The organism is Rhodobacter sp. CZR27 (genome assembly GCF_002407205.1).
Taxonomy (GTDB): Bacteria; Pseudomonadota; Alphaproteobacteria; order Rhodobacterales; family Rhodobacteraceae; genus Cereibacter_A.
In genome coordinates this window covers 2,728,885-2,740,863 of the sequence record NZ_CP023548.1, presented here as the reverse complement: position 1 = coordinate 2,740,863, position 11,979 = coordinate 2,728,885, and the positions used below count along the sequence as shown (strand labels likewise).

At 69.1% G+C, this 11,979-nt stretch carries 12 protein-coding genes; 6 read left to right on the top strand and 6 right to left on the bottom strand.

The features are described 5' to 3' along the window. Positions 1–11 precede the first annotated feature (11 nt). The gene (locus tag CK951_RS13355; protein WP_096786617.1) at positions 12–1,007 is read left to right on the top strand and encodes an SPOR domain-containing protein; all 996 of its coding nucleotides are present in this window, start codon (positions 12–14) and stop codon (positions 1,005–1,007) included. Positions 1,008–1,122: 115 nt separating this feature from the next. Here the strand turns inward: CK951_RS13355 and CK951_RS13350 are convergent, their stop codons facing one another. After that, positions 1,123–2,142, bottom strand: a complete 1,020-nt coding sequence (locus CK951_RS13350; protein WP_096786616.1) for a hypothetical protein — start codon at positions 2,140–2,142, stop codon at positions 1,123–1,125. Positions 2,143–2,209: 67 nt separating this feature from the next. After that, positions 2,210–3,859: an acyl--CoA ligase family protein gene (locus CK951_RS13345; protein WP_096786615.1), complete on the bottom strand. Its 1,650-nt coding sequence runs from the start codon at positions 3,857–3,859 to the stop codon at positions 2,210–2,212. 99 nt (positions 3,860–3,958) lie between these two features. Here CK951_RS13345 and CK951_RS13340 point away from each other — a divergent pair, with 99 nt between their 5' ends. Continuing rightward, on the top strand, positions 3,959–4,894 hold the full coding sequence (locus CK951_RS13340) for a DMT family transporter (protein ID WP_096786614.1): 936 nt from the start codon (positions 3,959–3,961) through the stop codon (positions 4,892–4,894). A gap of 4 nt (positions 4,895–4,898) precedes the next feature. Here the strand turns inward: CK951_RS13340 and CK951_RS13335 are convergent, their stop codons facing one another. Both CK951_RS13335 and CK951_RS13330 read right to left on the bottom strand, forming a co-directional pair. Next, positions 4,899–5,528, bottom strand: a complete 630-nt coding sequence (locus tag CK951_RS13335; RefSeq protein ID WP_096786613.1) for a class I SAM-dependent methyltransferase — start codon at positions 5,526–5,528, stop codon at positions 4,899–4,901. Between the two features lie 155 nt (positions 5,529–5,683). Further along, positions 5,684–6,796 carry an alpha/beta hydrolase gene (locus CK951_RS13330; RefSeq protein WP_198402352.1) on the bottom strand — a complete coding sequence of 371 codons (1,113 nt, stop codon included), beginning with the start codon at positions 6,794–6,796 and terminating at the stop codon, positions 5,684–5,686. 203 nt (positions 6,797–6,999) lie between these two features. On the opposite strand from CK951_RS13330, the gene CK951_RS13325 reads away from it, so the two are divergent. Further along, positions 7,000–7,632 carry an OmpA family protein gene (locus CK951_RS13325; RefSeq protein ID WP_096786612.1) on the top strand — a complete coding sequence of 211 codons (633 nt, stop codon included), beginning with the start codon at positions 7,000–7,002 and terminating at the stop codon, positions 7,630–7,632. A gap of 214 nt (positions 7,633–7,846) precedes the next feature. On the opposite strand, the gene CK951_RS13320 is transcribed toward CK951_RS13325, so the two are convergent. Beyond that, entirely contained in the window at positions 7,847–8,617 is a 771-nt protein-coding gene (locus tag CK951_RS13320; RefSeq protein WP_096786611.1) for a peptidoglycan-binding domain-containing protein, read from the bottom strand. A gap of 423 nt (positions 8,618–9,040) precedes the next feature. Further along, positions 9,041–9,193 carry a hypothetical protein gene (locus tag CK951_RS21410; protein ID WP_198402466.1) on the bottom strand — a complete coding sequence of 51 codons (153 nt, stop codon included), beginning with the start codon at positions 9,191–9,193 and terminating at the stop codon, positions 9,041–9,043. Here CK951_RS21410 and CK951_RS13315 point away from each other — a divergent pair. Genes CK951_RS13315 through CK951_RS13305 form a run of 3 tightly spaced genes read left to right on the top strand, consistent with a single transcriptional unit; the run spans position 9,180 to position 11,970 of the window. Further along, positions 9,180–9,905 (top strand): hypothetical protein, encoded by a 726-nt coding sequence (locus CK951_RS13315; RefSeq protein ID WP_232520627.1) that lies wholly within the window; start codon positions 9,180–9,182, stop codon positions 9,903–9,905. The genes CK951_RS21410 and CK951_RS13315 overlap by 14 nt on opposite strands. A 59-nt stretch (positions 9,906–9,964) precedes the next feature. Beyond that, the gene (locus tag CK951_RS13310) at positions 9,965–10,423 is read left to right on the top strand and encodes a hypothetical protein (protein WP_096786609.1); all 459 of its coding nucleotides are present in this window, start codon (positions 9,965–9,967) and stop codon (positions 10,421–10,423) included. 14 nt (positions 10,424–10,437) lie between these two features. Continuing rightward, positions 10,438–11,970, top strand: coding sequence for an FHA domain-containing protein (locus CK951_RS13305; RefSeq protein ID WP_232520626.1), 1,533 nt, complete (start codon positions 10,438–10,440; stop codon positions 11,968–11,970). Positions 11,971–11,979: the final 9 nt, after the last annotated feature.

The window sequence follows — 11,979 nt, the reverse complement described above, 5'->3', positions numbered from 1 at the left end:
CGGGAGTCTTCATGCTGTTCAGGGCCGTCTCCGCCGCAATGTGGATCTCTGTCGCCGGCGCCGGGATGGCGGCGGCGCAGGACAGTGCGGCAGGGCCGGCGGAACCGCCGCCGTCGGGCTTCGCCGGGCCGCAATACGTCGACAGCCGGGGCTGCGTCTTCCTGCGCGCGGGCTACGGCGGAAAGGTCAACTGGGTCCCGCGGGTCACCCGCGACCGCAAGCCGCTCTGCGGCTATCCTCCGTCCGTTCCGGTCGAAGCGGCGCCCGGGCCGGCGGAGGTGCCGCCCGCCGTACCTGCGCCCAACGTGGCCGCTGCCGCATCCTCCCCACCGGCAGCCGTCGTGATCCCGACCGGGCCGGGAGCAACGGACGCTGGCCCTGCCGGAACCGCCACGGCTGTCCCGGCAGGACCATCGGCCGTGGCCGAGGTGGCCGCTTCGGCCATCGCCAAGGTCCGGCCCGCCCGAGAAGCCGCCCCGGCGCGCGGCAAGGGCAGCCCCCAGCGCCGGGCGCCGGTGGTCGTGCAACCCGCGGATGCCACAGAGGCCCGCGTCCTGCAGCATCTGACGCTGCGGCGCGACGAGGTTCGTGCCGCCGGGGATCTGCCCGGCACCGTCAGTTGCCCCGCCGCGGCCCCCGCGCCGCGCCGCTTCGCCACGGCGGACGGCGGCTCCACCCTGCTCTGCACCCGGCCGGGCCAGGGTCTTGTCGGCGTCCGTGTGCCGGGGCTGTCGCCGGGCGACCTTGCGTTGCTGGAGCGCGGGCCGCAGGCGGCGCCGGAAACAGGCGCTACGGGGCGGCGCTACGTTCAGGTCGGGGCCTTCCTGCGGGCCAGCAATGCAGCCGGCGCCCGCAGCCGTCTGGCGGCGCTGGGGCTGCCGGTTTCGGTGGCCGAGGGCGGCGCGCTGGAGATCGTGCTGGCAGGCCCGTTCGGCGATCCCGCCGCGACGCGCGCCGCACTTCGCGCGTCGCGGCAGGCCGGCTTCCGCGACGCGTTCATCCGGTAATTCAAGAGGCGATCGAGACCCGGGCAGCAACAAACCTTGGCGCCCCCCGCCGGCCCGGCGGCGGGGCGTTCCCTTGTCCGCCACGGGCGCCTGCGTGGCACCTGTCCAGCCCCCTTCAGTCGGAACAGATGCCCTGCAGGCTGACCCAGTCCTCGTCGGTCAGCACCGGGTTCGGCCTCTCCCGGCGCAGTTCGTCGGCCTCGACGAGGGGCAGCACGCTTTCGCCCGTCGGATCGATCGCGAAGGCATAGGGCTTGGCCGCGATGCGCGCAGCCTCGAAGCGCCCGATCAGCGCCTCCTCGGGCACCGGCGCGGGCGGGGCCAGAAGCACCTTCTGCGCATAGCCCTCGACCGCATCGGCCGGAAGCTCTCCGGTCGTCAGCAGGCGGAAGGTGGCCGCGATGCCGGCATGGCGCAGGAGCGGGATCAGCGGGTCCTCGATCTCGGCCCGGATCTGCTCGGCCAGGGCGAAACCCGCCAGCACCTCCGGCCCATCGGCGGATTCCACTGTCGTCCGGCTGAACACGATCTGCCCGTCGGGCAGGTGGATCGCCTGCCGCACGCCATCGCGCACCACGAAGAGCTGCACCTCCCTGGTGCCGAAGACCCGCCGCGACAGCCGGTCGCTCGCCCGCCGGCCCAGCGGCTCGCCGCAGGGCTTGCCGGTCAGGCGGACCATGTCGGCCAGAGCCATCTCGCCGATCTCGGCCCGCGTGGCCGGCGGCACGACCGCTGCGGTATGCTTCACCAGCGCGCCGGGCATCCAGAACACGCCCAGCAGCAGCACGACCGCGCTGAGCCCGCCCAGCACCGAGTTTCGCAGCCGCCCGGGATGCGGCAGCGCCGAGGCGAGCGCCGCCTGCACCGTGTCGAGGGCCGCGATCATGTCGCTGTCGTCAAGTTCCAGCGTCTCGTCGGAATCCGCGCCGGGGGCATAGAGCGCGGGCCGCTCGCCGGGGTTCAGCCGCTCCACCGCGGGCAGCGACCAATGCGACAGCGCAAGCTCCGTCCGCGGGTCGGACATGGTCAGCGAGGCTTCGCCGAAGTTTACCACGACCTCGCGCCGCTGGTCCCCGGGCGCGGAGCGCCAGAGGCCGGTGCATTCGAGTTTCTGGTATTTCTTCAGCGCCGTCATGCGCGGGATCGGCCTCGGCCCTGTCTCGTTACGCGGCGACGATAGCCTGCCTCACCGGCACCCACAATCACTCGGCCTCTTCCGTCTCGGTGACCGCCAGCTTCGCCACGGCGCGCAGCTCGAACTTCTGGATCTTGCCCGTGGAGGTCTTGGGCAGGTCGCAGAAGATCACCTGCTTCGGCGTCTTGAACCCCGCGAGGCGTTCGCGCGCGAAGGCGATGATCTCCTCCTCGGTTGCCTGCTTGCCGCGCTTCAGTTCGACGAAGGCGCAGGGCACCTCGCCCCAGCGTTCGTCGGGCTTGGCGACCACGGCGACGAGGCTCACCGCGGGGTGATGCGCGATCGCCCCCTCGACCTCGACCGACGAGACGTTCTCGCCGCCCGAGATGATGATGTCCTTCGCGCGGTCGGTGATCTTGATGTAGCCGTCGGGGTGCTGGAAGGCGATGTCGCCCGAGCGGAACCAGCCGCCCTTGAATGCCTCGGCAGTGGCCTCGGGGTTCTTGTAGTAGCCCTTCATCACCATGTTGCCGCGCATCGCGATCTCGCCCAGGTGGACGGTGTCGCGCGGGATCGGCTGGCCGTGGCTGTCGTGGACCTCGGCGCCCTCCAGGGTGGCCATGGCGACGCCGGTGCGGGCCTTCAGCGCGGCGCGCTCCTCGCCCTGCGTCTCGTTCCAGTCGGGCTTCCACAGGCATTCGGTGGCGGGCCCGTAGACCTCGGTCAGGCCATAGACCTGCGTGACGTTGAAGCCGAGCGGCTCGATCGCCGCCAGCGTCGCGGCCGGGGGCGGGGCGCCGGCGGTGAAGACCTCGACCACGTGGTCGAAGGGGCGGCGCTCCTCGGGGGCTGCGTTGATGATCGCGTTCAGCACGATCGGCGCGCCGCCGAAATGGGTGACGCCCTCGTCGGCGATGGCGGCATAGATCGCCTTTGCCGTGATGTCGCGGCAGCAGACCACGGTGCCGCCCAGCATCGGCACCATCCAGGTGTGGCACCAGCCGTTGCAGTGGAAGAGCGGCACGATGGTCAGATAGACCGGGAAAAGCTGCATCCGCCAGGCGACGGCATTGCCGTAGGTCGCGAGATAGGCGCCGCGGTGGTGATAGACCACGCCCTTCGGGCGGCCCGTCGTCCCCGAGGTGTAATTGAGCGCGAGGCTCTCCCATTCGTCCTCGGGCATCACCCAGTCGGCCCAGGGGCTGCCCTTGGCCAGCAGGTCCTCGTATTCCGGAAACTCGCCAGAGGGGGAAAAGCCCGCCTCGCGGTCGCAGACCTCGACCAGCATCGGCGCGCGGCCCTCGAGCTTCGCGCAGGCCTCGGTCGCCAGCTTCAGGAAGGCGGTGTCGCACAGCACGAGCTTGGCCCCGCCATGGTCGAGGATATAGGCCACCGTATCGACATCGAGGCGCGTGTTTATGGTGTTCAGGATCGCGCCAGAGGCCGGCACGCCCCAGTGCGCCTCGACCTGGGCGGCGATGTTGGGAAGGATCGTCGCCACCACGTCGCCGGGCTGGATGCCAAGTCCGGCCAGCGCCGAGGCAAGCCGGCTGACCCGTGCGTGAAGCTCGGCATAGCTTCGACGGGTGGCACCCTGGACCACCGCCGTGCGGTCGGCATGGACATCCGCCGCGCGCTTCAGGTGCGACAGCGGCGTGAGCGGCGCGTAATTCGCCGCGCATTTTTCCAGTCCGCGCTCGTCGGCAAGCCAACCCATTGCAACGCCTCCCCTCGTTGGTCCGGATATGTCGTTTTCCGGCGCGCAGTCTGGCGTGGGATCGGCATTTAGGGAAGGGCCGAACGTGGGGAGGAGCGGATGATTCCGCAGGAACGGACGCTGGCTGCCGCCGGTTTCATCATGCTCTATGCCGCGGTGATCGGCTTTACGGACAATTATGTCCGGGTGATCGCGGACGAGGCCGGGCTCTGGCAGTTCCACCTGACCCGGTCGGTGATGGCTCTGGCGATCCTGGGGATCGTCGGCCTGGCCTTGCGGCTGCGGCTGCGCCCGGTCAGCACGCGGGCGGTGGTGGCGCGGTCGGCCATCCACGGCATGGCCATGCTGATCTATTTCGGGGCGCTGGCCTTCCTGCCGGTGGCGCAGGTGGCGGCGGGCCTCTTCACCGCGCCGATCTTCGTGCTGCTCATTTCGCGCTTCGTGTATGGCGAACGGATCGGGCCGCTCAGGGTGCTAGCCGTCCTGGTCGGGTTTGCCGGGGTCGTGCTGGTGCTTGGTCCCGAGGCGATGGCGGGCGGGACCGTCGCCGCCGCGCTGCCGGTGCTGGCGGGCCTGCTTTATGCGACGGGCAATATCGCGACCCGCGCCTGGTGCGCGCGCGAGAGCGCGGGAACCCTGCTCGGCGGCTTCTTCATCGCGCTGGGGCTGCTCGGCGCGGCGGGGCTGGGCGTGCTCGCGCTGGTGCCGGTGGCCGCGCCCCCGGGAGCGGATGGCTTCGTCATGCGCGGATACGTGGCGCCGTCGCAGGACTTCCTGTTCTGGACCTTCGTTCAGGCGGCGGGCTCGCTCTTCGGGGTGGGAATGATGATCCGCGCCTATCAGGTCGCCTCGGCCACCCGGGTGTCGGTGTTCGAATACGTCATCCTGCCGTTCTCGGCGATCTGGGGCTGGCTGCTGTGGTCCGAGCGGCTCTCGCCGCTCGCGGCCGCCGGCATGGCGCTGATCGCGCTGGCCGGCGTCGTGATCACGGTCGGCGCCCGCGCGCCGGCCCCGGTGCCCGCGCCCGGCGAGTGACCCGTCAGGGCGTCAGGCGCAGCGCCACGGCGCGGCTGGGTGTCGTGCCGGGCTCGCCGGGCATCGACACGTAGGGCTCGGTCATCTCGGCCAGCCCGGCCCGGCCCGAGGCCACGATCGCCTCGAGGCTGACGGCAAAGCCGCCCTGCCAGAGCGATTCCTTGACCGTCAGCACGATCACCCCTCCCGGCCGGCAGATGCGCAGCAGTTCGGGCAGGGCCTCGGCGCCCACGTGGCCCGTGGTGAACACCCCGGTCGAGATCACGCCGGCATAGGCGCCGCTGCGGAAGGGCAGGCTGCCGCCCAGCGGCAGGTTGTGCAGGCGGGAATAGATCCCCTTGGCCCGGGCGACCTCGAGCATGCCGGCCGAGATGTCGAGCGCCTCGACCTCGGGATATCCCATGATGCCCAGCCACTCTCCCAGCAGGCCGGTGCCCGCGCCGGCGTCCAGCACCGGCCGCGCGCCCCGCGGCAGGTGGCGCGCCAGCAGGGCGACGCCGATCGCCGGATGGCGATAGCCCGCCCGCGCCATCTCGGTCTCATAGGTCTCCGCCCAGCGGTCGTAGAGCGCGGCAACCTCCTGCGGTCCGCCGGCGCCATAGACTGCTCCGAGATGCCCGTGATGCTGCACCATTCCTGTGTCCCTCGAACCCTTGCACCTGAAAACATAGCCGCGGGCCGGGCAGCGGCCAACCGGCTCCGATGACCTGTCAGCTCCCCGGCGCGGTCGGCGTGCCGCGGCGCATCCGCGACGCGCGGAAATGGGAGGACGCTCCTGCACGAGCGGCGTCAGTTTCCGAGGATCCGGATCGGCGCGCCGGCGATCAGTTCGTGCAGCGCCGGCGACTCGGCATCGCCGAACCGCCCGGCAGCGTTCAGCCCGGCCCCGATCAGCTGCACGACCTCCGGCGAGCCCGCGAATTTCGAATGGCTGCCGGAGCTTGAGTCGTCGATCTTGGACAGGTCGATGACCGTCACCCCCAGCTGCTCGAGTTCGGCCGCATCGGCCGCGCCGACGCGCGGCACCCCTCCGGCAATGATGCGCGAGAACCGCAAGGCGCTATCGTCCCTCGAGACCAGCAGATACATCTTCCGGAGGATCGCCGGGGGCAGCAGCCCCACCTGCGTCCGGAACAGGTCGATGTCGATGTCCGGCGATGCCAGCATGATGCTGTCGATCCTGCCGCGGCGGTTCAGCGTGCCCGCCTGCTGCGCGTCCACCAGTCCCTCCATGGTCAGGAAGGTGCCCATGGAATGCGCGAAGATGTCCATGCCGTCGGCCTTGGTGCGGCCAAGGATGCTTGCCAGTTCCTTCAGCTTCACGCGCGCGACCAGCGCACTGTTGAGGTCGTAGACATAGCGCGGCGTCCGGGCGGCAGAGGCCCAGGAGAACAGCACCGGCACTCCCTGGAAGCCCGTATCCTCGACGAACTGCGTCAGGCGCAGGATCGCATCGCTTGTCGTGTTGTTGTAGCCGTGGATGAACAGCAGCAGCCGGCGCTGGCCCGGCGGCCGGCGCGACAGTTCCCGGTCGACCGCGGCGATGAAGGCCGCATCGGTGCTGTAGATCGCGGGATCGATCACCGCGAATTCCTTGCGCGGGTCGGGTGGCAGGCGTTTCGCCCGCTCGAGCTGGCCGGTCACATGGTTCGGCGGAACCGTCACGTCCACCGAGGCGAGGCCGAGTTCCGGCGCACGGCGGGCGGAGAAGAACGCGCCGACCACCTCGGTCGCCTGGCGCGTCGTCATGATGAACATCCGGTGCCGGCTGACATCCGGAACCGAGGCCGCGGGCACCTCGGGATTGTCGATCCCGACCAGATCCGGGGGCCGGCTGCATCCCGTCAGCGCCATTGCGGCGACCATCACGGCGGTGCACAGGAATCGCAGTCTGATCTGCATGATATACCGTCAATATGCCGACGACCGGCGGCCCGTCCCGCCGACGCACGAACCGTAACAAGGGCCGGCTGATCCAGCAAGCGGCCTTGTGGAACGCGGGGGCAGGCCTTCCGCCGGAGGGGGTGGTGCGGCCTGCGCCGGATGGGCCAGTGGCGCCGCGTCCTGCCGTCTGCTAGGGTCCCGTCGGACAGAGAGAGCCGATCATGATCCTGAAGACCCGTGCCGTGACCGTCGTCGCCGCAGCCCTGCTTCTCGCCGGATGTGCGGAGCCCTATGGCAGCGGAAAGGCGGGCGGGGACGGGGCGGTGGTCGGGGGCCTGACCGGCGGGGCGGCGGGGCAGGCGATCGGCGACGAGCGCTCCCCTTCCGTCCTTGGATCGATCATCGGCGCGGCATCGGGGATCCTCGGAAGCTCCCTCGACGATCAGGCGCGCGAGCTTCGCGCCGCCCTCGGCTCGGAGGCGTCGGTGGTGAACACCGGCCGGGAGCTGGTCGTCACCCTGCCCGAGAGCGTCACCTTCGACGTCGGCTCCGCGGTCCTGCGCCCGGACTTCCGCCCCGCGGTGGTGTCGCTGTCGCGCAGCCTGCAGGACCATCCCGGGACCATCGCCATCGTGACCGGGCACACCGACACCGCGGGCAGTGCCGAGGCCAACCAGCAGCTGAGCGAGGAACGCGCGGCTGCCGTGGGCCGGATCCTGGTCGAGACCGGCACCCCGGCGCAGCGGATCAGGACCTTCGGCCGCGGTTCCGGCGAGCCCGTGGCCTCGAATGAGGCCGCGTCCGGCCGGGCGGCCAATCGGCGCGTCGTCGTGACCATCCGGCCCGAAAGCTGACACGCCGGTGCCGCGCCACAAGACGATACGCGGCCGCTGGATACCGTCGTCATGACCGTCCAGCCCGAAAGCTGAGACGGCCGAGAGCCTGTCGCGCTCGGTGGATGCGCTCCCGGGCGGGTTGGTCGCGTCTCGGTGCGCCAGCGGCAGGAGGCGGCAGATCCGCCGGCCCCCCGCCCCGACAGCTTCGCGCGGCCAGCGCCATGCCGGCGGTTCAAGGTGCCGTTCCGTAGGCCCGCAAGAGGGTGGCGAGCTTTCCGGCGGCCGGCAGCTCGATCGGCCCTCCGTCCCCCATGCTGCCCGCCGCGAGCGACAGCATCGCCCGCTCCGCCTCGCGCGAGGCGATCCCCACCGTCGCCCAGTGGCTGCCCCTGCGCTCGGACCGGATGTAGACGAGCAGCTCGCCGCCGGTGCCGCGGGGCAGGAGAAGGTGGTCGGGAACCCACGCCGAGGTGATCAGGAGATCGCGCTTTCGCACGATGTAGTCAGGGCGGTAGGTGTGCCTGCCGAATTCGAACGCCTCGTGAAGATCGGTCCGTGCCCGGTCGTCCTGCAGTTCGAAGAAGACCCAGAACGGCCGCGAGCGATGCGCGTAGGCCTGCGTTCCGTGCCGCAGCACTTGTGGTTGCATCGAAGAGGACGGGTAGAACAGCGACATGTCGAGATCGCCGAGATGGCGGGTTTGCCAGCCCTCGTCGCGGAACATCCGCAGCGCACCACCTGCCAGGCGCGCCACGCCCTCTGTCTGGTAATGCATCATCCCGTCGTATTGGAGATAGCTTTCCAGAGCGGCCTCGCTTCCCTTTCCCCACTTCCCGTCCAGCATTCCCTCGTAGAAGCCCTGAATGGCGAGGGCGGCCTGAAGGAACCTCAGTTCCGCGCCGGAATAGTCGTCGGAGCGAAGAAGATCGGCCGAGGCCGGGGCGGACCAGCCGATCACCGCAACGGCCGCAACGGCGGCCAGATGTCTGAATTTCTGATACATCGATTTACTCGCAAGGCAATTTCGGGTGCAATGGTGTCGAATGCACCGGGCCGGCGCGACCTTGTCAATCCCTTCCGGAACGGGTCGTCGCGAATTGCCGCAATCGATCCGTATCATCTGCCTGGCTGTTCGGTGCAAGCGCCGGGTCCTCAATCTGACCGAGTTGATCGAAGGTCCGCGCGCAAAAGCAATCATTGGTTGATAATCCGGAAATGCGTGAACGATTTAGAGCGAGAGATGACGCCGCGGCGCCGGAAAATGGACAAGATGACCAGCATTCTGTTAACTATATCCACTCTGGATTGATCCGCGCCGCTCCCAAGGAAAGTTGGAAGGGATTTTTCGGTTCGTCCGCCCCTGCATTGCGCCGCGGGCACTTGGGCGGCCAATAGTTTCCAATCGAGAGTTTGGGGTTCCCGACTGTCAGGAATTGCCAAGTTCAGCCTGCGACATTCTGGCTAACCATCCAATTGAGTCAAACTCCTTCTTGCGAATCAATTCGGTTCGGCGGGAAATTCCGCTCGCAACTTTTTGAACGGTGGCGACATTGAAGAGCAGTTTCTTGACCGCGGCCATTTTGGGCGCGCTTCTGACGACCAGTGCCTGCACGACTGAAACGGCAACCCATACCACGAAATCTCCGTCCGTGGCCGGCGGCACAATTTCGGCCAGTGGCAAGAATGCAAGCGAAATTGCGCTCGAGCGCAAGGTGAAATCCCTCAGCCAGCAATCGCGCGACATCGTCGTTCGCAATACAGTCGAAGGCGCGGTCGTCGGTGCAGTTGCCGGATGCGCGCTCGCCCTCATGTTGGGCGGAAATGGCGATGATTGCGCCAAGGGTGCCGTCGCCGGTGGCGTCGTCGGAGCGGCCGGTGGGCATGCCGTCGGCCGGCAGGCCGCCGAGAAGAACAGCGAACTCGTCAAGCGTGACGAAGTGCTTGCGCGCCTCAAGGGGATCAACGCGACCCTCGGCTCGATGCAGTCGGACCTCTATTCCGTCCTGAAGTCCCAGAACGCCGAGATCGCCTCGCTTCGCCGTCAGGTGGATGCCGACCAGATCTCGCAGAGCCAGTACAATTCGCGCCTTCGCGCCATCAACTCCAACCGGACCGCCGTGTCGAACGGTCTGCAGACGGCCGAGCAGAACGTCCGCAAGGAACGCCTGGAGCTTGCCTCGCTCGAGCGTCAGGACGGCCGGTCGCTGTCCACGCTGACCTCGGCCGCATCGAGCACCGAGAAGCGGCTCGCAAGCCTGCGCAGCACCGTCTCGCTCATCCCGACGAAGTGACCCCGCGACGGGCCGGCATGCCGCCGGCCCGCGTTCACCCTGCCGTTCGAGAGCGTCGCATGCCTTCCGTTCCGTCCCCCGTCCGCCTGATGATCTGCTGTGCCGCCCTTGCCGGCTGCAGCGGGTCTACCGATCCGGCAACCGCCCACCTGTTCGACAATATCGCCAACCTCAACTCGGGCGAATACGACCGCCAGATCGTGCGGAAGGATGCAGAGGTGGCCGCCATCATCCGCTCGAACCAGCAGATGGAGGGGAACATCTCCTCGATGCGAAGCGAGGCGGCGGGCAACCGGCAAACCATTGCCAGCCTGCGCCAGCAGATCGCGGCGGCTCAGCGCGAGGTAGCGGCGGCCCGCGTGAAGGTCGGCGAGGATCCCGTTCGCCTCGGCAAGCTCGGTGGCTACGAAAGCCAGCTTGCGGCGATCCAGAATGACGCGTCGGGCGGCAGCGATCCGGCCGTGCTGCAGAGCGAGGTCGCCCGCATTCGCGCCTCGATCCGCGCGCTTTCGAACTGACCGGGAGATTCCCCGTGACCCCACCCCTGTTTCGGCGACTTCTTCGGCCCGCCAGCACGCTCGTGCTGGGCCTTGGCCTGTCCCTCTCCGTGGCGCCGCACCTTCAGGCCCAGACCGCGAGCGAGACCCGGTCCCCTGCGACCGGACTTGCCGTGGTGGACTGCAAGCCGGCCGCGCCCGCTCCGTCGGACAGCTGCACGCTGCGGATTCCGCCGCTGCACAGTCGCGGTGACATGCGCGGGTCGGGGTCGGGGTTCTCCTTCATCGGCGCTTCCGACAGCCGTTTTCCTCGTGCGGTCCATCCCTCGGCGACAATGCTGCTTGTCGATCGCACCCCCGGGCCCGGCGGGTCGCGCAAGCCGTTCCTCGCGTTCGAGAAGGACCTTGTGGCGCGGCTGATCGGCAGCCTTCCGCCCCAGGAGCTGGTTGCCGTCTACACCTTCGACGAAAGCGGAACGCTTCAGCCGCTCGCCCCGTTCACCGAGGTGCGCCAGCGCGCGATCGACGCGGTCGACGGATTGAAGTCGGGGGGCGTCAACACCCACATCGCGCTGAACCTGCTCGACGCGATCAAGATTCTCGCCGAGCGGCAGGACGTGCTCTTCCGCAACATCATCGTGGTGACGGATGGCGAGGAAGAGGGGCTGTTCGACGATCACGTGCATGAACGCGCGATCGATGCGCGCATTGCCGTGTCGTCGCTCGGCTTCTTCTGGCGCGGCAGCGGCAGCGCCGAGATCGGCCGGGCCAAGGACTACCTGGACACCCGCATCACCACGCCCGGCTTCGGCCTGACGGGGACGGTGATGCTGAGAAACCGCACGGCGGCGGTTGCCGCGGTCGACGACTTCGCCACGCGCTACGGCGGGGCGCTGTTCCAGTCGGGGCTCATCGTGCCGGAAGGCAAGCCCGAGGCGGCCGATGTTGTGGTGGAGACGGAGGCGCCGAAGATCGGCGCGCCGGGGGGCACCGAGACGGTTACCCACCGCGTGCGGTTCGCCCCGCAGGAAGCCGCCGCCGCCGCCGAACCCGCGCCTGCGAAGGAGCCGGACGCGCTGATCCTTGGCTATCCGCGGCTCTGGGTGCTGGGCGGCGCCGGAGGTCTGGTGCTGGTTCTCCTGCTTCTGGCAGGGCTCATCGTCTTCCTGCGTCGCGGCGGGCCGGGCGAGGAGGACGAGCTTCCGCTTGGCGACGACGACGATCTGGACCTCGGGGCTTCGGCGCGGGCTGCGGCTCCGTTGCATGCGGCTGCGCCGGTGCGCGCCATGGCCACGCTGGTCCGCGAGGATACGCGCGAGCGTCTCGCCGTGCCCTCGCCCATGGCAACGATCGGACGCGCGGCGACCAATGCGGTTGCCATCTCCGACGACAGCATCTCGCGGCTGCATGCCGAACTGAAACAGACCGGCGGCGGGCTGCTGCTCAGCGACATGGGCAGCCTCAACGGCACCTTCGTGAACGGCCGCCGCATCAAGGAAGGCACCAAGGTGAAGAACGGCGACCAGATCGGCTTCGGCCAGATCAAGCTCCGGCTCGTGGCGCTCTGAGCCACACCA